The organism is Arthrobacter sp. 260 (genome assembly GCF_013116745.1).
GTDB lineage: Bacteria > Actinomycetota > Actinomycetes > Actinomycetales > Micrococcaceae > Arthrobacter_D.
Genome location: NZ_JABFOE010000009.1, coordinates 137,442 through 157,355, shown reverse-complemented (window position 1 = coordinate 157,355; position 19,914 = coordinate 137,442). Strand labels below are relative to the sequence as shown.

19 protein-coding genes, 1 tRNA gene and 1 other RNA gene are annotated in these 19,914 nt (G+C 64.8%); 11 read left to right on the top strand and 10 right to left on the bottom strand.

What is annotated here, in order from left to right:
- The first annotated feature begins 22 nt into the window (after positions 1–22).
- A complete protein-coding gene (locus HMI57_RS11925) occupies positions 23–226 on the top strand; it encodes a hypothetical protein (RefSeq protein WP_171586225.1) in 204 nt (67 codons plus the stop codon).
- Here the strand turns inward: HMI57_RS11925 and HMI57_RS11920 are convergent.
- A complete protein-coding gene (locus tag HMI57_RS11920; protein WP_171586224.1) occupies positions 223–867 on the bottom strand; it encodes a maleylpyruvate isomerase family mycothiol-dependent enzyme in 645 nt (214 codons plus the stop codon). The two genes, HMI57_RS11925 and HMI57_RS11920, sit on opposite strands and share 4 nt — an antisense overlap.
- Before the next feature lie 216 nt (positions 868–1,083).
- Here HMI57_RS11920 and HMI57_RS11915 point away from each other — a divergent pair, with 216 nt between their 5' ends.
- Complete coding sequence (locus tag HMI57_RS11915) at positions 1,084–1,305, top strand: hypothetical protein (RefSeq protein ID WP_225667826.1); 222 nt, start codon at positions 1,084–1,086, stop codon at positions 1,303–1,305.
- Here HMI57_RS11915 and HMI57_RS11910 read toward each other — a convergent pair.
- Complete coding sequence (locus HMI57_RS11910) at positions 1,302–2,594, bottom strand: aspartate kinase (protein ID WP_171586223.1); 1,293 nt, start codon at positions 2,592–2,594, stop codon at positions 1,302–1,304. The genes HMI57_RS11915 and HMI57_RS11910 overlap by 4 nt on opposite strands.
- Before the next feature lie 162 nt (positions 2,595–2,756).
- Here HMI57_RS11910 and HMI57_RS11905 point away from each other — a divergent pair, with 162 nt between their 5' ends.
- Both HMI57_RS11905 and HMI57_RS11900 read left to right on the top strand, forming a co-directional pair.
- The gene (locus HMI57_RS11905; RefSeq protein WP_171586222.1) at positions 2,757–3,689 is read left to right on the top strand and encodes an ABC transporter ATP-binding protein; all 933 of its coding nucleotides are present in this window, start codon (positions 2,757–2,759) and stop codon (positions 3,687–3,689) included.
- Positions 3,686–4,822 (top strand): ABC transporter permease, encoded by a 1,137-nt coding sequence (locus HMI57_RS11900; protein WP_171586221.1) that lies wholly within the window; start codon positions 3,686–3,688, stop codon positions 4,820–4,822. The genes HMI57_RS11905 and HMI57_RS11900 overlap by 4 nt, the downstream gene beginning before the upstream one ends.
- A gap of 121 nt (positions 4,823–4,943) precedes the next feature.
- Here HMI57_RS11900 and recR read toward each other — a convergent pair whose 3' ends face one another.
- The 5 genes from recR to HMI57_RS11875 form a co-directional block, all read right to left on the bottom strand.
- Positions 4,944–5,540: a recombination mediator RecR gene (gene recR / locus HMI57_RS11895; protein WP_171586220.1), complete on the bottom strand. Its 597-nt coding sequence runs from the start codon at positions 5,538–5,540 to the stop codon at positions 4,944–4,946.
- A gap of 39 nt (positions 5,541–5,579) precedes the next feature.
- Complete coding sequence (locus HMI57_RS11890) at positions 5,580–8,489, bottom strand: DNA polymerase III subunit gamma and tau (protein ID WP_171586219.1); 2,910 nt, start codon at positions 8,487–8,489, stop codon at positions 5,580–5,582.
- Between the two features lie 44 nt (positions 8,490–8,533).
- Complete coding sequence (gene gluQRS / locus HMI57_RS11885) at positions 8,534–9,427, bottom strand: tRNA glutamyl-Q(34) synthetase GluQRS (RefSeq protein WP_171586218.1); 894 nt, start codon at positions 9,425–9,427, stop codon at positions 8,534–8,536.
- A gap of 24 nt (positions 9,428–9,451) precedes the next feature.
- Positions 9,452–9,547, bottom strand: an RNA gene (gene ffs, locus HMI57_RS11880) — signal recognition particle sRNA small type.
- Positions 9,548–9,594: 47 nt separating this feature from the next.
- Positions 9,595–11,082 (bottom strand): glycosyltransferase family 39 protein, encoded by a 1,488-nt coding sequence (locus HMI57_RS11875; protein WP_171586217.1) that lies wholly within the window; start codon positions 11,080–11,082, stop codon positions 9,595–9,597.
- Positions 11,083–11,206: 124 nt separating this feature from the next.
- Between HMI57_RS11875 and HMI57_RS11870 the strand changes: the two genes are divergently transcribed.
- Both HMI57_RS11870 and HMI57_RS11865 read left to right on the top strand, forming a co-directional pair.
- Positions 11,207–11,291 (top strand) — tRNA-Ser (locus tag HMI57_RS11870).
- Positions 11,292–11,879: 588 nt separating this feature from the next.
- Positions 11,880–12,302: a hypothetical protein gene (locus HMI57_RS11865; protein WP_171586216.1), complete on the top strand. Its 423-nt coding sequence runs from the start codon at positions 11,880–11,882 to the stop codon at positions 12,300–12,302.
- Between the two features lie 45 nt (positions 12,303–12,347).
- Here the strand turns inward: HMI57_RS11865 and HMI57_RS11860 are convergent, their stop codons facing one another.
- A complete protein-coding gene (locus HMI57_RS11860) occupies positions 12,348–13,307 on the bottom strand; it encodes an oxygenase MpaB family protein (protein WP_171586215.1) in 960 nt (319 codons plus the stop codon).
- A 74-nt stretch (positions 13,308–13,381) separates the two neighbouring features.
- On the opposite strand from HMI57_RS11860, the gene HMI57_RS11855 reads away from it, so the two are divergent.
- Complete coding sequence (locus HMI57_RS11855; RefSeq protein ID WP_171586214.1) at positions 13,382–13,882, top strand: glutathione peroxidase; 501 nt, start codon at positions 13,382–13,384, stop codon at positions 13,880–13,882.
- Here HMI57_RS11855 and HMI57_RS11850 read toward each other — a convergent pair.
- The gene (locus HMI57_RS11850) at positions 13,879–14,772 is read right to left on the bottom strand and encodes a hypothetical protein (protein ID WP_171586213.1); all 894 of its coding nucleotides are present in this window, start codon (positions 14,770–14,772) and stop codon (positions 13,879–13,881) included. The genes HMI57_RS11855 and HMI57_RS11850 overlap by 4 nt on opposite strands.
- A 757-nt stretch (positions 14,773–15,529) precedes the next feature.
- Here HMI57_RS11850 and HMI57_RS11845 point away from each other — a divergent pair.
- The 4 genes from HMI57_RS11845 to HMI57_RS11830 all read left to right on the top strand — a co-directional run bounded on the left by HMI57_RS11845 (position 15,530) and on the right by HMI57_RS11830 (position 19,166).
- Complete coding sequence (locus HMI57_RS11845; protein WP_171586212.1) at positions 15,530–16,975, top strand: multicopper oxidase domain-containing protein; 1,446 nt, start codon at positions 15,530–15,532, stop codon at positions 16,973–16,975.
- A complete protein-coding gene (locus tag HMI57_RS11840) occupies positions 16,972–18,081 on the top strand; it encodes a multicopper oxidase domain-containing protein (protein ID WP_346655198.1) in 1,110 nt (369 codons plus the stop codon). The genes HMI57_RS11845 and HMI57_RS11840 overlap by 4 nt, the downstream gene beginning before the upstream one ends.
- An 85-nt stretch (positions 18,082–18,166) precedes the next feature.
- Positions 18,167–18,466 (top strand): type II toxin-antitoxin system VapB family antitoxin, encoded by a 300-nt coding sequence (locus tag HMI57_RS11835; protein ID WP_171586211.1) that lies wholly within the window; start codon positions 18,167–18,169, stop codon positions 18,464–18,466.
- Positions 18,459–19,166 (top strand): LytR C-terminal domain-containing protein, encoded by a 708-nt coding sequence (locus HMI57_RS11830; protein WP_171586210.1) that lies wholly within the window; start codon positions 18,459–18,461, stop codon positions 19,164–19,166. The genes HMI57_RS11835 and HMI57_RS11830 overlap by 8 nt, the downstream gene beginning before the upstream one ends.
- Here the strand turns inward: HMI57_RS11830 and HMI57_RS11825 are convergent.
- Positions 19,163–19,879 carry a DsbA family oxidoreductase gene (locus HMI57_RS11825; RefSeq protein ID WP_171586209.1) on the bottom strand — a complete coding sequence of 239 codons (717 nt, stop codon included), beginning with the start codon at positions 19,877–19,879 and terminating at the stop codon, positions 19,163–19,165. The two genes, HMI57_RS11830 and HMI57_RS11825, sit on opposite strands and share 4 nt — an antisense overlap.
- Between the last annotated feature and the right edge of the window lie 35 nt (positions 19,880–19,914).

The following is a 19,914-nucleotide window of genomic DNA, read 5'->3' as shown; positions in this document are numbered from 1 at the left end:
CAGGACGCGTGGAAGGAACGAGATGGCTAAGCCAAGTTTTGTGCAACGGTTCATGAAGGCGACCGGCCGCGCGCGGGCCGTTTTCGGTCCCGCGCAGAGCAGCTCGCTGGATCATCCGATGACCCGCGAGAACCAGGCGTTGCTGAAGGACCGGGAAGCTGACGCGTCGCGGTGGGAAACGGTGAAGCGCCCCGACGGCAGCACCTACATCGTGCCGAAGAGCTAGCCGGCCGCCGCAGGACCGCTGAGGCGTGGGGCCCCGTCACCCGTGAGGCGGGCTGCCTCCACCGATCGTCCAGAGACCGCGAGGAGCAGGTCGATACCGTCGGCCTCGACGGTGTCCCCCTCGCCCCACCAGGCGCCGGTGTCCCGATTAACCAGCCGAAGGTTCTGGACACGTTCCCGCCCTCCGCCGTAGGAGACACTGGTTTTCAGCTGGTAGGCGAGGGCGGTGGCGACAGCGTCGTGAGGATACGTTGCCGAGATGCCGAGGGGGCGGCGGATATCTTCACCGTGCACGAAGGCTTCGACCAGCCGGGTCGCCAGGTTCGCTGGCGGTGTCCGGGTGAGTGGTGCGTCGCGGCGGAGCGCCGCCAGCGTGTCCCTCGGGTCGGAGTGTTTAGCCCGGGCGATGCCGATCTCATTCAGCCGGTCAAAGTCCATTCTCGCCGCCAGCAGGCCCCTGATGAAGGACGCCCGTCCGGTGCGGGCTGTATCCACCAGGTGTGCCAGGACGTCGTGGACATCCCAGCCCGGACAAAGCGACGGGGTCAGCCATTTGGTGCCACTCACCAACGACAGGTCCTCGGCCAGTTGATGCCTCTCGGCGTGGACTGTCGGCCAGATGTCCGCCGCTGAGTTCCGCATGGGTGATCCTTTGGGTGGGTGCCGTTGTCCGTCCTCCCGATTCTGGCGCATTCGGGCCGGGAAGTGAAAGAAGGACCCCGCCAGCGGCGGCGCCTTTTCCGTGTTCCGGCAGTAAAATTATCCCCAGGCGCATCGCATAGGAAGAAGGCGGTTCGAATGAGTAATCCCACGAAGCGGTCCCCCCGGAAGTGGCTGAAAAACCCGGCCAAGGTGTTCATGGGTCCCGCGGAACGCAGTGATCCCACCCTCCCGGTAGTTCACCGGCACGACGAGTTTGAGCAGGCCTCGGAGGCCGACCTTGCCGGCTTTGAGGTGGAGGAGGATTCTGAGGGGCATCACTACGCGGTGCGGAAAGAGCACCCGCCGGTCCGCCCGCCGGAGCCCCCGATGAAATACACGGACTACACCGGCAAGAAGGTCCTACACACCGAGGACTAGCGCCCGGTCCCCGCATGGACCGTGGCTACCGACTCGCCGTCGAGGTCAAACGCGGCGTGCACCGCACGGACTGCGCGGTCCAGCAGGTCCGCGTCGGTCACCACCGAGATGCGGATCTCTGACGTCGAGATCATGTCGATGTTCACTCCCGCATCGGAGAGGGCTTTGAAGAACCGGTAGGAGACGCCCGGGTTGGAGCGCATGCCAGCGCCAATCAGCGAGAGCTTTCCGATCTTTTCGTTGTAGTCGACGCTCTCGTATCCCACCCGTTCCTGCGCGGCCTTCAGCGCGGCCAGGGCATCTGAGCCCTCAACGATCGGCAGGGTAAACGAGATGTCAGTGCGCCCGGAACCGTGAGTCGAAACGTTTTGCACGATCATGTCGATGTTGGAGTGGGCGCCCGCGACGATACCGAAAATCTCGGCGGCCTTGCCCGGGATGTCGGGGACACCCACCACTGTGACCTTCGCTTCCGAACGGTCATGGGCCACGCCCGAGATGATGGGTTGTTCCATGGGATCTCCCTCTTGAATTTTGATCTGGTCGTCAGGGCTGGGAAGCACCCAGGTGCCCACGTGGTCACTGAACGATGAGCGCACGTGCAGCCGAACCCCGAACCGCCGCGCATACTCAACGCTGCGCAGGTGCAGGATCTTCGCACCCGAGGCAGCCATTTCGAGCATCTCCTCGCTGGAGATCTCCTCGATTTTCTTTGCGCTCGGGACGACGCGCGGGTCTGCGGTGTAGACGCCGTCGACGTCGGTGTAGATCTCGCACACGTCAGCGCCCAGTGCCGCGGCGAGGGCAACCGCCGTCGTATCGGAACCGCCCCGCCCGAGTGTGGTGATGTCGTTGCTTTCCCGGCTCATGCCCTGGAACCCGGCGACAATCGCGACGTCGCCGCGGTCGATCGCTGTCCTGATCCGATGGGGTGAAACGGAGATGATGCGGGCACGGCCGTGGATCGCGTCGGTGATCATGCCCGCCTGGCTGCCGGTGAACGATTGGGCCGACGCACCCAGCCCGTGGATCCCCATCGCGAGCAGGGCCATCGAGATGCGTTCGCCAGCGCTCAGGAGCATGTCCATTTCGCGGGGATTCGCGACGGCATCGTTGGAAACCTGGGCAGCAAGGTCGAGGAGCTCATCGGTGCTGTCACCCATAGCCGATACCACCACCACTACCTGGTGGCCGGCGCGCTGGGTCTGGACAACACGTTGCGCGACACGCTTGATTCCGGCGGCATCCCCAACTGAGGAGCCACCAAACTTCTGGACGATCAGGCTCATGCACACGCTCGCTGACGGATGTTGGGGGTTAGCCGTGCGACATCACTGGCGCCTCGGTAGACGGTCCAAGTTTAGCCCCGCGGGTTTTGCGGCAGCCAATTGCGCGTCCGAATGTTCCGCCGATGTCCCCGGGGTGTGACGCAAGTCGCATAGGGTTCAACTATGAACAACGAGTATGGGGGAATCGTTGCCACGGGAATCGCACGGAGCTTCGGCACCGTCGCGGCGATCAGGCATATTGACTTTGCGGCGCCGCCCGGGGAGGTGACGGCACTGATCGGGCCCAACGGGTCGGGTAAAACCACCCTGCTTCTGATCCTGGCATCCCTGCTGGCGCCCGATACGGGAACCTTGACGGTCGGTGGGGTGGACCCCCTGCGAGATGCTGCGGCCGTGAGGCGCACCGTCGGTTGGATGCCGGACACCCTGGGGGTCTGGGAATCCCTGACTGCTACGGAAATCCTGACCACGATGGGCTCCCTCTACGGGATGCCGTCGGACCGGCGCCGGGAGCGGGCCGCCGAGCTGCTGGCCGCGGTCCGGCTGGAGGAGTTCGCTGACAAACCCGCACGGGTGCTCTCCCGGGGGCAACAGCAACGGCTGAGCCTTGCCCGTGCATTGATCCACGATCCGGCGGTGCTACTGCTGGACGAGCCCGCGTCAGGGCTGGACCCGGGATCGAGGGTGGAGCTCCGTGCCACCCTGCGCTCCCTGGCGGACCAGGGGAAGACGGTGGTGGTGTCCAGCCATGTGCTCTCCGAACTGGACGAGATCGCGGATCGTGCAGTGTTCATCAACCGGGGTGAATCGGTCAAGAACCAGACCCTTGATGAGGCCGGCACCCAAATTCGCCGCTACTACATCCAAGCTGACCCGATGGAGCCGCTGGCGGAGGCGCTCACCAGCCACGGCGTGACGTTCGAGGTGCGGGGGGACTCCCGCCGTGCCGAGTATCAGGTGATGATGAGCAGCACCGACCAGGCAGCCTGGCTGCTTCGCACGCTGATCCTGGCCGACGTCGCGATCACCGCCTTCGCTCCAGCTGGCGGCGCCCTCGAAGAAACCTATATGAGCCTTGATACGGACAGACAATGAGCACCTCAACGACTGAGCAGCCGGGCTCAACCGGCGCGTCGACCGACCTCACCCTCTCCTATTGGAACGGGGTGAAAGCAGTGTTCGGCCTTGAAATGCGTCAACGGTTGCGGGCCCGGGCCTGGTACATCATGCTCGTCATCTGGTTCTTCGTCATTGGGCTGGTGTTCCTGTTGGCGTCGGTCACCACCGCGGCCACCGAGGGCTCGGGCGCCATTCTCTTTGACCTGGTGGTGGGATTCGTCCTGTTCTTCGGGTTGCTGGTGGCGCCGGGCCTGTCAGCCAACGCCGTGAACGGTGACCGCGCTGCGGGGACCCTCGCCATCCTGCAGATCACACTCCTCACCCCGGGGCAGATCCTCTGGGGCAAATGGCTGGCCTCCTGGGTGGCGTCGCTGGCCTTCCTCCTGGTCAGCTCACCGTTCATCTTCTGGGCGCTGGCACTGGGTGGGGTGAACCCGGCGGAGGCCTTCACCTCGCTGCTGATGCTCAGCGTGGAATTGGGGATCGTGTCGGCGATCGGCATCGGCATCTCCGCCCTCGCCAACCGGCCGCTGTTCTCGATTGTCACCACCTACATGGTGGTGGCCCTGCTCGGCATCGGCACCCTGATCACCTTTGGACTTAGCTACGCTCTGGTCGACGAGGAGAATGTGGAGGTGACGTACTCCTATCTGGACTACCCACCGGGCACCGACTTTTCTGCACCGATCCCGGCGTCCGTCGAGTTGGAATGCGTCACCCGCACCCAACTCCAGACCGTGCACCACACCGATCGGACCACCTGGCTGCTGGCCGCCAACCCGTTCGTGATCGTGGCCGACTCGGTGCCGTACTCCCGCGGCGGTGACTTCGGGCAGGTGTCCCAACCGGCTAACCCGGACGTGTATGTCCAGCCCGGCATCATGGAAGGCATCAGTGTGGGGGTCCGCCTGTTGCAGGCGGGGCCTGACTACGAGACCACCTGTGAGGAAGCGCAGGGTTTTGGCCGGGACCTACCGGACGAAAGTTTCCCGATCTGGCCTCTCGGTCTCGTACTGCAGTCTGCGCTCGCCGGGGGTCTGCTGTGGTTGGGACGTGGAAAGCTTGCCACCCCGGCCAGACGGCTCGCCCAGGGAACCCGGATCGCCTGAGCGGTTCGCTGGGGTTCATCCCACGAATAGTACTGTTCCGGTGAGCAACCTGGACTGGAGGTGTGAATCTGGACATCCGTGAGCGGAAGGTTGCGCACCGATGTCCAGGTTCCTCACCGGATCAGGAAACGGTCCTGCGTCCTTCGAAGGCCCGGCCGAGCGTCACTTCATCGGCATACTCAAGGTCGCCGCCGACAGGTAGCCCCGAGGCAAGGCGGGTCACTTTGATCCCGATGGTTTTGAGCATCCGGGCGAGGTAGGTCGCGGTTGCCTCCCCCTCCAGATTGGGGTCGGTGGCGATGATAATCTCTTCGATCTTGTCATCGGAGAGCCTGCTGAGTAGTTCGCGGATGCGGAGCTGGTCCGGCCCAATCCCGGCGATGGGGTTGATGGCTCCGCCGAGCACGTGATAGCGACCCCTGAACGATCGGGTGCGTTCAACGGCGATCACATCCTTGGATTCCTCGACAACGCAGATTGCCGTCGGGTCACGGCGTGGGTCACGACAGATGCCGCAGGTGTCCTGCTCGGCGACGTTGCCGCAGACAGTGCAGAATTTGACGCGCTCCTTCACAGTGACGATGGCTGTGACAAGGCGTTTGATATCTTCGCTGTCGCCTTCGAGGATGTAGAACGCCAGTCGTTGCGCGGATTTGGGTCCTACTCCGGGGAGCCGGCCCAGTTCGTCGATGAGCTCCTGGACTGCGCCTTCGTACACTGAACCTTCTTCTGGTTGCTGGTTTGCTGAGGAGGAGAGCTAGGGGCTGTCGACGCCGCGTTCCTCAATCAGCCTGCCATTGAGGATGCGTTCGATTGCCGAACGGCCCACCAGCCCAGACTCTTCGATGGTGACATCGTCGGCGCTGGGCTCGTCCTCAATGTAGGTCAAGTCTACGGCGCCCTTTCGGGGATTTGCCGCTTCCTCTTCCTGCCGTTTTCGCTCGGCTTCATCGAGCAGCCGCTGGTAGCGGCTGAGCGGTTTGGCTGCGGACGGTGCAGCCTCCGGCGACGCGGACGGTGGCCGCTGCGCGGGCGGCGTGGCTTCCGGGCGCTGTCCCGGATCCGCTTGGCGTGGAGGTGCACTGCCCTGCGGCGCGGCGGCGGGCGTTCTGGCAGGTGCCGGCTGAGGCGATTCGGGCGCCCAGGTCTCGGCTTCGGACGGCTCTGGTGTCTGCCAGGCTGTGCTTTCCGGCCCAAGGTCGTACTCATCGGAGGGCGGTTCCACCGAGGCCCACGAATCGTCCGGCTGGGGAGCGGTCCGGGCAGGCCGGGTACCTCCACGCGCCCCCGATCCGTCGCGTGGACCCGGTGCGTTGTGTGCGGCTGGACTCGGGGCGGGGGACTGGTTCCCGGCGGCGGCGGGGCCCGTGTTCCACCGGGTGGTGGGGGCGTGCCCCGCAGTCGTCGACGCTGCGGACGGCCGCCGCGTCGGCTGCACGGTTTCCGGTACGGGTGCAGGGGAGACAGCTGCCGGGGTGGCAGGTGTTGCTGCTGACGGGACCTGGCTTACCGTGGCGGGCTCGGAAGTTGCCGGTGTCACGGTAGCGGGTGACGTGGCCGAGGGGGCTTGCCGCGCCGGGCTGGTCCCGGGTCGTGCCGTCGCCGCAGCGACGGGCGCCGGGTTCGCCGGGGACGCGTCCGGTGAGGTCAGCGGAGCCGTGACCGAGGGTGGCTCGGTTGAACGCGTGTCCGGGGACACCGCTGCGGGTCGCGGGGTCGCGGCGACGGGCTCGACGCGACGCGTTTCGGGCGTTGAGCTGCTGTGTGGCTCCGCCGGCGTCTGCCGACTAGTGGGTACTTTTGGGTTTGGCTCACCCGCTGCCGCCGCGCCGTCGTGCACCACTTCAATGGTGACGTCGAGAGCCAGGATCTTGTGGATGGCCTGCTTCACGTTATCCATGTGGGGGCCGCGCTGGAAGGCGATGGCGTTCCCCTGGGTGGCGAAGGCAAGCACCAGCTGGTTGCCGTTCATGGTGCGTGGCTTGGCGTCGGGGTTGACGTTGAGCCAGGTGGTGCGTTTGATCCTGGCCAGCTCGTCCATGATTTCGGGCCAGGCCCGCCTGATCATCTCCACCTGAGGCGCACCCGCGGTGGTGGGCGCGGGAGCTGGCTCCGCCTGGGCTGGCATCGATGTCTCCGGCGAGGGAGTGGCCGGGCCAGCTGGTGCTGACACTGCGGAAACGGGTGCGGACTCTGTGAAGGTGGACTCGTCGGGCCACGCGGCGTCGTCCGGAACCGGACGCGCCGTGTTCTGGGCCGGGGCGGCGTCGACCGCGTCCGCTGCGGGGGGTGCGATACGCTCCTGGGGCGCTGCGCCAGCATCCGGGGCAGCTGCCGCTGGGGCAACCTGCGCAGAACCAAACTGACCAGAACGAGGCTGGGTAGGAACACCTTTCTCAGGGGTGCCACGCTCGGGAGTGGCCTGATCACCCGTACCACGGCCCTGCCCTTGTGCGGGCGCTGTCGGCGCGACGGGTGCCGCTGCGGGCACGGCGTCGGACCCGGCGTACTGCAGGCGACGCTCAATCCGGTCCACCCTGGCCAGTGTTCCCCGTTCGGTTTCATCGGCGGCTGGCAGCAGGATCCGCGCGCAGAGCAGTTCAAGGTGAAGGCGCGGCGAGGTGGCGCCGGTCATTTCAGTCAGCGCCGTGTTGGTGATGTCAGCGGCGCGGGACAGTTCACCGCGTCCCATCTGGTTGGCCTGGGTCCGCATGCGGTTCAGCTGGTCATCCGGGGTGCCGCGGAGGATCGCGGCGGCACTGTCTGGAACCGCGTTCACGATGATCAGGTCACGGAACCGTTCCAGCAGGTCCTCGACGAACCGGCGGGGGTCGTGTCCGGTCTGGATGACCCGGTCGACGGCGCTGAACACGGTGCCGGCGTCTCCTGCGGCGAAGGCGTCGACGACGTCGTCGAGCAGCGAAGCGTGGGTGTATCCGAGGAGGGACACGGCCAGTTCGTAGTCGAGACCATCGGGGCCGGCGCCGGCCATCAGCTGGTCCAGGACCGATAGGGAATCACGCACTGATCCGCCGCCAGCGCGAATCACCAGCGAGAGGACCCCTGGGGCAACCGGGATTCCTTCCTGGGTGCAGAGCAGATCCAGGTATCCCATCAACGGCTCGGGGGGCACCAGGCGGAACGGGTAGTGGTGGGTGCGGGACCGGATGGTGCCGATCACCTTGTCGGGCTCGGTGGTGGCGAAGATGAACTTGATGTGCTCGGGCGGCTCCTCGACGATCTTCAGGAGCGCGTTGAAGCCCGCCGAGGTGACCATGTGGGCCTCGTCAATAATGAAGATTTTGTAGCGGTCACGGACGGGAGCGAACGTGGCACGCTCGCGGAGATCCCTGGCGTCGTCGACACCACCGTGGCTGGCGGCATCAATCTCGATGACATCGAGGCTGCCGGATCCGCCCCGGGCCAACTCCACGCAACTGTCGCAGACACCGCACGGGACGGGGGTGGGGCCCTGCGCACAGTTCAGGCAGCGGGCGAGAATGCGGGCGGAGGTGGTCTTTCCGCAGCCGCGGGGGCCGGAGAACAGGTAGGCGTGATTGACCCGGCCCTTCTCGATGGCAGCCATGAGGGGCTCGGTGACGTGCTCCTGGCCGATAACATCCGCGAAGGCTTCCGGGCGGTATCGGCGGTAAAGGGCTGTGCTCACAGAAGAACCCTATCGGTTGGTGGTGACGTAGTGCAGTGGCGGAATCAGGACAGCTCGCCGGGTTGGACCACCCAGGCTTCCCGCGGCAACCCTGCGGGATCAAACGCCTCAAGCGCTCCTGCCAGCGTACCCTCAGGGAGGCCCGCCGAGCGAAGGATCAGGTCCCTCACCCGGTCCGGACCCAGACCCTTCCCGGCGAGTGATTCAAGGGTGACGGCACCGTCCCGTTTGGCCAGGCGCTGTCCGTCCTGGTTCAGGGCGAGCGGAACGTGGGCATACCGGGGTGGGGCCAACCCCAGCAGACCCGCCAGATAGGCCTGCCGCGGGGTGGAACTCAACAGGTCATCGCCGCGGACCACCTGGTCGACACCCTGCGCGGCGTCGTCGACGACCACCGCCAGGTTGTAGGCGGGCACCCCGTCGCTGCGAACGATGACGAGGTCATCCACCGGACCGGTGTACGTACCGTGCAGCTGATCCTCGACCGTCCAGCTGGTGACCCCTGATCGCAGCCGCAGTGCCGGCGGGCGGTCGCGCGGCAGGTCCCGGTCCGCCTTCGACAGGGTGCGGCAGGTGCCCGGGTAAGAGCCCGGGAGGGAATGGGGTGCGGAGGCGGCCTCGGCAATGTCGCGGCGGGTGCAGTAGCACTCGTACAGCAGGCCAGCCTCCCGAAGCGAGTCAATCGCCTGCTGGTAGAGGGGGAGACGGTCGCTCTGACGGGTAGGTTCGTGGTCCCAGTCGATCCCGACGGCGGCAAGCTCGGCGAGCTGGGCGGCCTCGGCTCCGGCGCGGGAGCGGTCCAGGTCTTCGATCCTCACCAGGAACTCCCGGGAGGTGCTGCGCGCAAACAGCCAGGCCAGCATGGCGGTGCGGAGGTTTCCCACATGCAGTTCGCCGGAGGGGCTCGGGGCGAAGCGGCCGGCGCCGGGGCTGTTCATCGGTGCTCCTGCTGCGTCAGGGAATGAGAAGACCCCCCATGCACCTGCCAGAGCCCGCTTACCCTTGCTACCTTCCGGTCCTGGGGGAGTTCACAGGGTGACACCACATGAGGGGCCGGGAAATAGTCTACAGGAATCCCGGGACCGGTTTCGAACCGCTGGAATCGTCAGTCATAATGCTGGAAGACAGGCCAGATGGCGGCCCAGGAACCGAGCGGGGAGCGGCAGAGGGCGAGCGGCTGGGCCTGTTCCTCGGAGTCGACGCCCAACCCGTGATCGAGTGACCCCACGTGCTCGCAGGAGGCAAAGTAGGCGGATACCCGCTCCACCTGACCGCCCACGATCACCGCCGTGTCGGCGATTTCGGGCGGTATCCGGTCGAAATACAGCTGGTTGTGGCCGCTGTAGGGGCCGGGGAGGCCCAGGTCCAGGCCGTACCGGGCCACGGCGCCCGCCTCGCCATAATTGCTGGCGATGATCACGGCGCGTTCCCTCTCCCCGGCGGGCAGGGAGAGATAGGCGGAGGCCACCTGCTGCGTGTACTCCGGCCACCCCACCTGATCGGCCGCGAGCTGGTTGAGCGCCGGAATGGGGCTGGCCCCCAGCGTCCGGACGGGCAGGAGCGGGAGCGCGATCACCGCCGACACCACCGCATTTAGTGCGACGGCGCCCGCCAGGGCCGGTCGCAGTTTCCGACCCGACCGGTCAACGTACTCCACCACTGGAATACATCCGGCGGCGAACAACACCGCCAGCAGTCCGAAGGGGTAGTAGACCTGCGACCCGGCCAGAAAGGTCAGCACCAGGAGCACGGGGAGGGCCGCTGCCAGAAACCGGACGGCCCGCCACTGCGGGCGGCGGACCAGCGCCACCACCCCGGCCACCCAGACCAGCACCAGCGGCGGCCCGAGCAGCAGCAGTAGGAATGGCCACATAAGGATTCTCACTTCTCCGGCGTTGTTCCCCGCCAGAGCGGCACCCATGGCCAGCTGCGGCCAACCGTTCGCCGCCTGATAGATCAGGTTGGGTGCGCCAATCGCCAGCGCGATCACCGCGGCCGCGATGACGGCGCGGGAGACCAGCACCCCGCGCGGTCCCACCAGCAACAGGCCGACGACCAGCGAGGCCAGCAACCCGGCCACTAGCAACTTGTTGTACATGCTGAGCCCGACGACGACGCCGGTGAGCAGCCACCAGCGTTTTTCGTCCCGGAGGACGGCCATGATCACCAGCAGGCACACGGCGGGCCAGACCAGCAGGTCGAGTGACGAGGTCAGCATCACGTGCCCCATCAGCAGTGGGGTGGCGGCGAAGGCGTAGGCCCAGGCAGACAGCGTCTGAGCGGCGCGGTCCCCGCCGAGTTCCCTGGTGATGCCAGCGATCACAAGCACCGAGGCGCTCGCCGCCACGGTCGCAGGGATCCGGATAGCCCAGGGTTCGTCGGCCACGACCGAGCTGAAGAACTGCACCAGCAGCGGGGTCAGGGGTGGCTGGTCCACATACCCCCAGGCGGGCTCCAGCATCCGGAAATAGAGTTCGTCCCGGTGAAAACCGTAGGGGGCACTGAAGAGGGTGAGGGCGACGGCGAGGGCTGCCGCCGCTGACCAGACCGGCCCCAGCGCCAACCGGTGCCGGCCCGGACGCGTGTCATCCATGCACAGAGTATGGGGCTCCTGCACTCCCTGGGCCAAGGGCTAGTGAGGGGGTTTCGACAGGGTCACAGGGCCGCGATTCGTTAGATCGTTCCCCAGTGGGTATTCTGGTATCTGCTCCAAACTAGGAGGATTCGCCTAGCGGCCTATGGCGCACGCCTGGAACGCGTGTTGGGTTAACGCCCTCGGGGGTTCAAATCCCCCATCCTCCGCACATGTGAGTTGCACCAAAGAAACACCCCCAGCTTCGGCCGGGGGTGTTTTTTGTTGTTCACCCATCGAGTTTCCCACCGGTGGGCGGCGATCGGTGGGCATGTCTAGACAATCCCACTCATGGCGGGTGTTCGGTGGGAAAAAGCGCAGCCTCACGCCCCTGGCTGGGGCGGATTCGCCTCGATTGGCCCAAACGTCAGATGAACCGAGCTGATCACCGGGACTCTCATTGAGGCGCGGACGGCGTGCACGGGCACGTACGATCTAGGGACCGCATTTACGCACCCGGGGGAACCATGAAAAGTCATTTTGTGCCGTTAGTCGGCATTGCTCTTGTCCTTACCGGTTGTTCGGCCGGAGGATCGGGTGAAGCCGCGCCCATCGACGCGGTCACTGATAGTGCGAGCCCGTCTCAGGAACCAGTACCCACCCAGTCTTCGGCCCCGCCCATCGCGACATCTACATCGCAACCCCCAACGTCTGAACCCGACCCGGCTCCTAGTCCAACCGCAACCCAGGTGCCGCGGCCTACAGCGGCCCCGCCTGCCAGCCCACAAACGTCTGGTCGCGGTAACCTCATCAAACAGGTGGGCGAGCTGGCCGGCATCAGGGACGCAAACGGCGAGTACCTCGTAACGTTTGTTGTCAACGACATTGTTGTCGACATCCCATGCACCGAACAGTTTGCAGAACCTCCAGAGAACGGGCACTTCGTCGCGTTAGATGTCTCAGTCGAGACCAGTCCCAACATGCTCGATTCCGACCTGATTCAGCAATTCAGCATGTCTTCCTATACTTTCCAGGCGATCGGGCCAGACGGGGTTACTTCGAACGCCGGAGCTGACAGTGTGGCTACGCTCTTCTGCCTTGAAGATTCTCTTCTGCTGCCAACGGATATCGGTCCGGGAGAGAAAGCGAATGGTTTGGTGCTGCTTGACGTTGCTAGCCCGTCGGGAATTCTCATTTACCAGGACTTCTGGACTGGCAGCGCATGGGAGTATGCCTACTAAGGACACATCTGCAGATCCGCACTATTAGCGTGGGACGGCGCGGCCTCACGCCCCTGGCTGGGGCGGATTCGCCTCGGCCGCTGTGCCCCGCAGCCGGTCCAGGCGGCGCTTGGCGGCGGCCTCGCTTGGACCTTCGGGGCCGAGCCCTAGCCGTACAACGAACATCACCAGCCGGGTCGCGGTGCGTACCGGGAGGGGAATGGGACCCAGCGAGGGGACACGGAGGCCCAGCAGCTCCCGATGCCTGGGCTCAAGCGTGGCCACCGCGCCGGCAAACAGCACCTGGTACCCGAACCGCTGCGACATCGGCAACGGCGGGCGCTTGATGTAGCGGAGGGCTTCGGTGACCTGTGGGCCGCAGACCAGCTGGTCGTCGAAGGCTGCCAGCTGGGCGGCGAGTTCCGCCGCCGAGCTGGGAGGATCGGTCACGCCCATCAGCCGGCCCGCCTGGGCCCACTCGGCCACATACCCGTCGGCTCCGCCCGGGATCGGCGGACCATACGCCAGATGGGAGGCGAGGAACGCATCGGTGAAGGCCAGGTGCACCCAGCGCAGCAGATCGGGGGAACCCGCGGAGTAGGGCTGGGTAGCCCCCTGGCTGTCGATATAGGTTCCGGTAACCCGCTGGTGCAGGCGCTGCACCCAGGCCGAGCCGCCCTTGGCTGCCTCCGCGGACCCGTACGTGACGGTGAAGATCCACTGGATGGTCCCCGCCAACCGGCCGAGCGGGTCCTCGCGGTACCGGGAGAAGTCGTGGACTCCCGCCATGGCCCCGGGGTGAAGGGCCTGCAGCAGCAGCGCCCGGATCCCGCCGACCAGCGGGGTCATCGAACCGTGCACCGCCCAGGCCGCCGACGACGGCGGAAAGTACCCGACGTCGTCGCCCTCGTCCAGTTTCTCCGCCCAGGACGGAGGCACCTCGGAGTTGCCGGTGAACGTCTTGCGGAGCTGCGTCCGCCAGCTGTCGAGGGAACGGTTGAGCCAGGTGTTCTTCAGTGAGGCCACCCCTCATTATCGCCCAGGCCCATCCGCCGGCTGTTACTGTACGAATGCTTTGCAGACGCCTACCGGGAGTAACCATGCCTTCAACTAATCTTCACTCAATCCCTCTGACCATGAACGACGGCACCGAGAAGTCGTTCGGCGACTTTTCGGGGAAGACGGTCATGGTGGTCAACGTCGCGTCGAAGTGCGGCTACACCCCGCAGTACGGTGGCCTGGAGAACCTGTACCAGAAGTACCGGGACCAGGGATTTGTGGTGGTCGGGGTGCCCTGCAACCAGTTCATGGGCCAGGAGCCCGGCACCGACGAGGACATTCAGGCTTTCTGCTCCACCACCTACGACGTCACGTTCCCGCTGACCAAAAAGGCCGACGTGCGCGGGAAGAACCAGCACCCCCTGTACTCGGAGCTGACCAAGTTCAAGAACGGTGTGCTGCCCGGGCTGGTGAAGTGGAACTTCGAGAAGTTCCTGGTGAACGGTCAGGGCTCGGTGGTGGCGCGCTTCGCTCCCACAGTGGAACCCGAATCGGCCGAGGTGGTCGCAGCCATCGAAGAGACCCTCGCCAAGACTGCCTAACGACCGGTTGGCTCGCCGCTGACGGCCCGCAGGGACTGCACGCAGCCGGCGAGGAAAGCGGCGCCGGCGTCGTCGTTGGTCAACTGCCCCTCGGTGAGCACTGGGTACGGCTTGTCCGGGACGCCGTCGGCCGGGCGGACATCCACGTGAGCGACGTCGTAGCCGTGCTCGTGGAGGTAGTCCGCCATCGCATAGTCGGTACGCGAATCGCCGACGGTCCGCCAGCGGGCCGGGATGGCGGTGCCCAGCAGGCCCAGGGCACGCTCGGCGCCGAGATCCTTCCCCAGCCGGACGGACTCGATGTCGGTGGAGATGATGGTCGGGTCGATCCGGAAGTCGATGTTGTCGTCGCTGTCCGGGGCGTGGTGGGCCAGCCGGCAGACACCCATCCCGAACGAGCGCATCAGGGCCAGCGCGTCGGCGTCGAACCCGGCCTGTTCCGCCAGATAGTCGGTGTTGTCCACCTCGATGTGCTGCTCCACGGACACCATCGCGTACTTGGTCTCATCGAAGAACATGTGGCCCGAGTACTTCTCGGCCACCAAGTCGCGGATCCCTGCGCCGAACTCCCGCGGCAGGGCAAGCGTCTCATCCACGTGCAGTTCCCCCGCCCCGGACTGGTCGAAGCTGAACCAGACGCCACCCTTTTCACAGATGGCGTGGAACACCACACCCTCGGGGATGCCGGCCGCGAGCATGGGGGCCATGACCTCGCTGCGAATGAACGTGTCGGAGCGGCCGGTGTTGAAGATGACCGGCCATCCGGCGGCGGCAAGGGTCAGGAGATCGTCGATGATGGCGGGCCGCACGGTCCGCGACACGGGGCTCGCGACAGGTCCGTCAACATCGAGCAGGAGTCCGGTGGGTCGGTGAGCATCTCTATCGAACATAGGTCAATTCTCCATGTTTTTTACAAGGTGTCGAAGCCAGAATCGTTCGGTGACACGCATTACCCAGATCGATCCACACCGAGTGAGCGGACATCACCAATGACCACATTATTGGGGGACGTTGAGCGACCCATTGTCGAAACAGACGTAATGGTTGACGAAGGCATCACATCCGAGGACAGGACCGGCCTAACGCGTAGGGTTTTTGGGGTCTTGGTCGGTGTCACCGTGGCTGGCACAGCGGCGGCCGGCTCTCTACTGGCAGCCGGTAGTTCGGCCGGCCCGCCAGCAGTCAAGACTTCCTTCGGCAGCGTCCGGCTGACGGAGGCTGAGCGGCAGATGAGGTTCCTGCCACAGCCCGGTCAGGGCAGAGCTGGCTCAAGTGAACTGTCCAGGCCCGCCCACGGTGGCCACGGAGCGATCAGCAACACGGTTCAGTCTGCCAACAGTACCTGGGGGGAACACCTGGCCCTCCGATTAGAGGTCCGCAACGACTCTGATCAGCCGCTACTCTTCGCGCCCGGTCAACTGCGGCTGCAGATCGGGGCGGACGGGCCGACCGTGACGAACCGGGACGCGGAAGCTGTCACCGGCCCGCTACTGGCGGGAACGGCGACTTCTTTATGGATCAGTTTTCTGGTGCCGTCCGGGGAGACGGGACTCACCGCTGATTTCACCGATTCGGGGGGCGGAGGAACCCATCTGACTCTTGAACTGCCATCGGTGCTCAACCGGCCTGGTTCGTTGGCGGTGGATCATGTCTGATCATCAGGATAACCGGGAAACTGGCTTCGCTAGCGGGGAGAAGTCTACCGAGCTTGCGGCGGCTCCCGGCCACCTCGGGCGCTGGGACTTCCTTCGATACGGGGCAGCAGCAGGTCTTGGCGCAATCGCACTGCTTAACTCCCAGCCCGCCAAAGCCACGCAGGTCAACAGGGTAGTGACGGCTCAGCCCTTCGCCGTCAGCCCGATCCCCGGTGTGCTCGACCTTTATATCAACGAAGGCTATCTGAGAATGGTTGATAGGTCATTGGTGTACCACCGTGGATTTGGAGACCGTCCTTCTAATCTGAACGACTTCAGCCCCAGCCTTGCAGTAACGCCGAAGGTGTTCACGGCTGACGGACGACTCGTGGAAAGTCGGAGCTATCCTTTGGGAGCCCCGCTTCCGCCTCACGGAACGCCACAGCCCTTCGGTCCGGATCCTGCTAATCCTGGACAGTATTACATTCGCCGGAACTATTGGGCGAGTTATTACCCGCAGCGGACCATCATCGCCGAGGTGGGAGGCCGGATACGGATTCGTATCCAGAATCGTCTGTCAAAACCGCATCAGTTCGTCCTCCATGGAGCCGGCCCTGATCGAAGCGACGTTGGTACCGGTTCAATCGACCCAGGTGGAACCGCTCTGCTGGAATTGGATACCCCGGCGCCGGGGACGTATATCTATGCTGACCCGACCAATGCCCCGGTCGAACGGGTGTTAGGTCTCTTTGGAGTGCTGCTGGTTGTCCACCCTGAACATCAGTGGGCTATTGGGGAGGATCTCGCATCCTTCGAACGCCAATGGCTCTGGATCTGTCACGATGTTGACTCAGTCTGGGCAGGGATTGAGGCTTCGGGGGGGACCGTTGACCCGCGCATCACCAAGGCAGTGCCTCGGTTCTTTCTCCTGAACGGGCGCAGCGGCTTCGAATCCTTGGGTATCACCACTGACGACGCGCTGAATTTGGCAAGCGAGGAAGAGACGCTCATTTCGGGCTATCCGCGGCAACTGGACGTCCGGCAATTCGGTGAGGGCTCCGAACTGGGGACGGTACGTGGCGGGCAGCTCGTCCGGATGGTCAACCCCGGCATCGTGTTCCATCAAATGCACTTCCACGGCAATCACCTGTGGACTGTGGGGCGCAACAACTATAACTGGCCTCGCAGAAACGGCTTTGTGGACCCCGAGGGGCACGTGGTTATTCAACAGTGGGAGGACGTGGTCGAACTCGAACCCATGGACCGCAAGGACTGCATCATCCCCATCAAACGGCCGCCTGACGCCATCAACCCCGTCTGGGACGCGCGAACCACAGACTGGGAATATCCGATGCACTGCCACGCAGAACCATCGCAGACAGCTGCTGGCGGGTTGTACCCCGGCGGGCTGGTTGCACACTGGACGCTTAAGGCCCCGATTAAAGGAGCGGCATTGTGAGCACCCCAAGTCATCGCTTCCGCAGCCAAGTGGATTTCAGCTCAGAACAGCTGGATCTCGACAATCCCGTCACGGAGTTTCGCCAGATCCCACAGCGGTCGGTGGCGCTGGAGTTCTTTTCCCGGGATCTCAAATTCAGTGACGGAAAGATATTCACTGTCTGGAGTTTCGAATCCAATAGTTCTGGACGTAGCCTGCCGGGACCGACGCTCCGGCCCAAAGAAGGCGAAATCTTCCATGCCAAGTTCACCCCGAGCAAGGGGGCGCACACCATACATTGGCACGGCATGGAGCCTGACCCCCGCAACGACGGGGTGGGACACACCTCCTTTGAAATCGGAGGAACCTACACCTATCAATGGCAGGCCGAGCCAGGTAGGCCCGGTGACCCGAACTACGGAGCGGCGGGCACCTATTTCTATCACTGCCACGTCAATACCGTTCTGCACGCCCAGATGGGCATGTTTGGCGCGTTGGTTGTGGACCCCGTGGTGCACCCCAGCTATCCAGTGAGCCTTGGCGCTCGGCGGCCCTTCGTCGATGGGCCCGAGTACGACATTGCGACGGAGAGCATTCTCATTCCATACTCAGTTGACCCTCGCTGGCACAAAATGCACCATGCCGCTGGCTTGTCTGGTGAAGATGCGGGCCTGAACCGGTTTGAGCCGAAGCACTTTTACCTGCTGGGAGGCAATCTGGCCAAGAGGGGCAACACCGATGGCCGGACCTGGAGCCTCTCCTCCATTCCAGCCAACGTAGTACCGGGCGTTCGCAAGCCGACCCTCCTGCGGATTCTCAACGCCAACTATCTGCCCAACCGGATGTACTTCACTGATCCGGCGGGGAAACCGGCGAAGATCGCCGAAATCATCGCGCACGATGGACGGCCCTTTAGAGACACGTCGGTGCCCGGAGCCCCATCTCTTCCCAGTGGGGCCTCAGGGAATCCACTCTTTACCAGTGTGCTGTGTTTCGGAGCAGCTGAACGTTACGACGTGATTCTGCGGCCCCCGACGGCCGGCCGGTACCAGCTCAGGGTCGAATGGGAAGATTGGATCACCGGTAAGATCCTCGCGGCGCGGACTGTACCGATCATCGCTGGCTGACCGCCCGGCGTAACCTTTTGGCCACTAAACCCCGTGTGGTCCGGCCCGTGTTCCATTGCCCGGTGATCTTCTCTAGTCTGTATTGGTGATCTTCAAAGCTGTAAGCGCAGGACGTCCCTACCCTGACCATGGTTACGTGACCCCCAAGGACTGGGCCGGCGTCGCCCCCCGCCAGGTGCGCCTGGATGAGCTGGTGACCACCAAGACCACCCTTGACCTCGAGGCGCTGTTGGCCGAGGATTCCACCTTTTTCGGTGATCTCTTCCCGCACGTGGTCCAGTGGAACGAGACCCTCTATCTGGAGGACGGTCTCCACCGCGCGGTACGGACCGCGCTGCATCAGCGGACCATCCTGCACGCCCGCGTCCTGGTGATCGATGACTGACCAGCCCCCGCACCGGCATGTGACCAAGAAGTCCAAGAAGAACCCGATCGAGTGGCACGGCCACCGGATTGTCACCGAGAACGACCTGGACAATGTGTTCGCCGACACCGGCGACGTCGAACGCCCGCACATCTACATGCGGCGGCTCCGGCACGGTGTGGTGCTCGTACTCCTGGTTGCACTGGTGGCAGCGGCAGTGTTCGTGGCGATCGGCATCAACCGTGGCGATATCCGCATCGCCGCGCTGGAACCGGATCCTGAACCCACCTACACGTGCCCCGCCGGGCCGTTCGAGGTGCAGTCGCCCTCGGCGGTCACCGTGAACCTGTACAACAGCACCACCATTTCCGGGCTGGCTGGCACGGTCGGGGAGAGCCTGCGGGAGCGGGCCTTCGTCCTCGGCGAGATCGGCAACCGGTCGGTAAACAGGGAGGGCATGACGGCGATCGTGGTGGCGGGCCCCAACGGCTACGCGAACGCGTTCACAGTGCAACGGCAGATCCCGGGGACCGTCTTCGTCGAGGACGAACGGGTCGATGCGACAGTCGACGTCGTGGTCGGCTCGGGCTACGAGGCCCTCATTCCCGAGGAGGAACTCGACGCGACAGCCGCCGGTCTGGTTTGCACCGACCCGACGACGGCTTCCGCCGAGGCGGAAGCCACGTCGGGCGCTCCAGCGTCAACCCCGGCGGCTCCCTAGCTGCAGCCGTCCGGTCCGCACGCTTCGCCGTCAGCCGACGGCGCGCCTGAACGGGAGGGGCTCACCAGGGTCAACGGGTTCGCTTCCTTCCAGGCGGTGTCGAGTGCCTCGGCGAACAGGTCGGTCGGCTGCGCGCCGGAGATCCCGTACTTCCGGTCAATCACGAAGAACGGGACGCCACTGATGCCGAGGGTCTGCGCCTCGGCGATGTCGTGCCGGACGTCGTCGGCGAACCGGTCGGAGCCCAGGGTGTCACGCACGTCCTGCTCGGCGAGGCCGATCCCGGCTCCCAGCTGCACCAGGAACTCGGTGTCAGAGGTGTCCTTGCCCTGCTCGAAGTGGGCGGACAGGATGGCTTCCTTCGCCTCATCCCCCAGGCCCTGGGACTTGGCCAGGTGCAGGAACCGGTGTGCTGTGAAGCTATTGCCGACCACCACGTCCTCGAAGCGGAAGTCCAACCCCTCACCGGCTGCTGACGCGGACAGGCTGTCCCACATCGCGCGAACCTGGTCCTCGGGGATGCCCTTGCGCTCGGCAAGATACTGCTGCTCGGTACCGTCATAGTGGTCCGGGAGGTTCGGGTCCAGCTGGAAGCTCTTCCAGGTCACGGTGACCTGGTCCTTGTGCTCAAACCCTTCAAGGGCTTTCTCGAACCGGCGTTTCCCAACGAAACACCACGGGCACTTCACGTCTGACCAAATTTCAATCTGCATATCCGGCACAACGCGGGGGTGGCTCCGGGGTATTC

Bases quoted from the DNA above. Each gene is read 5' to 3' on its own strand.
- HMI57_RS11845 (WP_171586212.1), top strand. From the start codon at position 15,530: ATGTCTGATCATCAGGATAACCGGGAAACTGGCTTCGCTAGCGGGGAG.
- HMI57_RS11850 (WP_171586213.1), bottom strand. From the start codon at position 14,772: ATGTTCGATAGAGATGCTCACCGACCCACCGGACTCCTGCTCGATGTT.
- gluQRS (WP_171586218.1), bottom strand. From the start codon at position 9,427: ATGAACAGCCCCGGCGCCGGCCGCTTCGCCCCGAGCCCCTCCGGCGAA.
- HMI57_RS11920 (WP_171586224.1), bottom strand. From the start codon at position 867: ATGCGGAACTCAGCGGCGGACATCTGGCCGACAGTCCACGCCGAGAGG.
- HMI57_RS11830 (WP_171586210.1), top strand. From the start codon at position 18,459: ATGACTGACCAGCCCCCGCACCGGCATGTGACCAAGAAGTCCAAGAAG.
- HMI57_RS11915 (WP_225667826.1), top strand. From the start codon at position 1,084: ATGGGTCCCGCGGAACGCAGTGATCCCACCCTCCCGGTAGTTCACCGG.
- HMI57_RS11925 (WP_171586225.1), top strand. From the start codon at position 23: ATGGCTAAGCCAAGTTTTGTGCAACGGTTCATGAAGGCGACCGGCCGC.
- HMI57_RS11855 (WP_171586214.1), top strand. From the start codon at position 13,382: ATGCCTTCAACTAATCTTCACTCAATCCCTCTGACCATGAACGACGGC.
- HMI57_RS11875 (WP_171586217.1), bottom strand. From the start codon at position 11,082: ATGGATGACACGCGTCCGGGCCGGCACCGGTTGGCGCTGGGGCCGGTC.
- HMI57_RS11900 (WP_171586221.1), top strand. From the start codon at position 3,686: ATGAGCACCTCAACGACTGAGCAGCCGGGCTCAACCGGCGCGTCGACC.
- HMI57_RS11825 (WP_171586209.1), bottom strand. From the start codon at position 19,879: ATGCAGATTGAAATTTGGTCAGACGTGAAGTGCCCGTGGTGTTTCGTT.
- HMI57_RS11910 (WP_171586223.1), bottom strand. From the start codon at position 2,594: ATGAGCCTGATCGTCCAGAAGTTTGGTGGCTCCTCAGTTGGGGATGCC.
- HMI57_RS11905 (WP_171586222.1), top strand. From the start codon at position 2,757: ATGAACAACGAGTATGGGGGAATCGTTGCCACGGGAATCGCACGGAGC.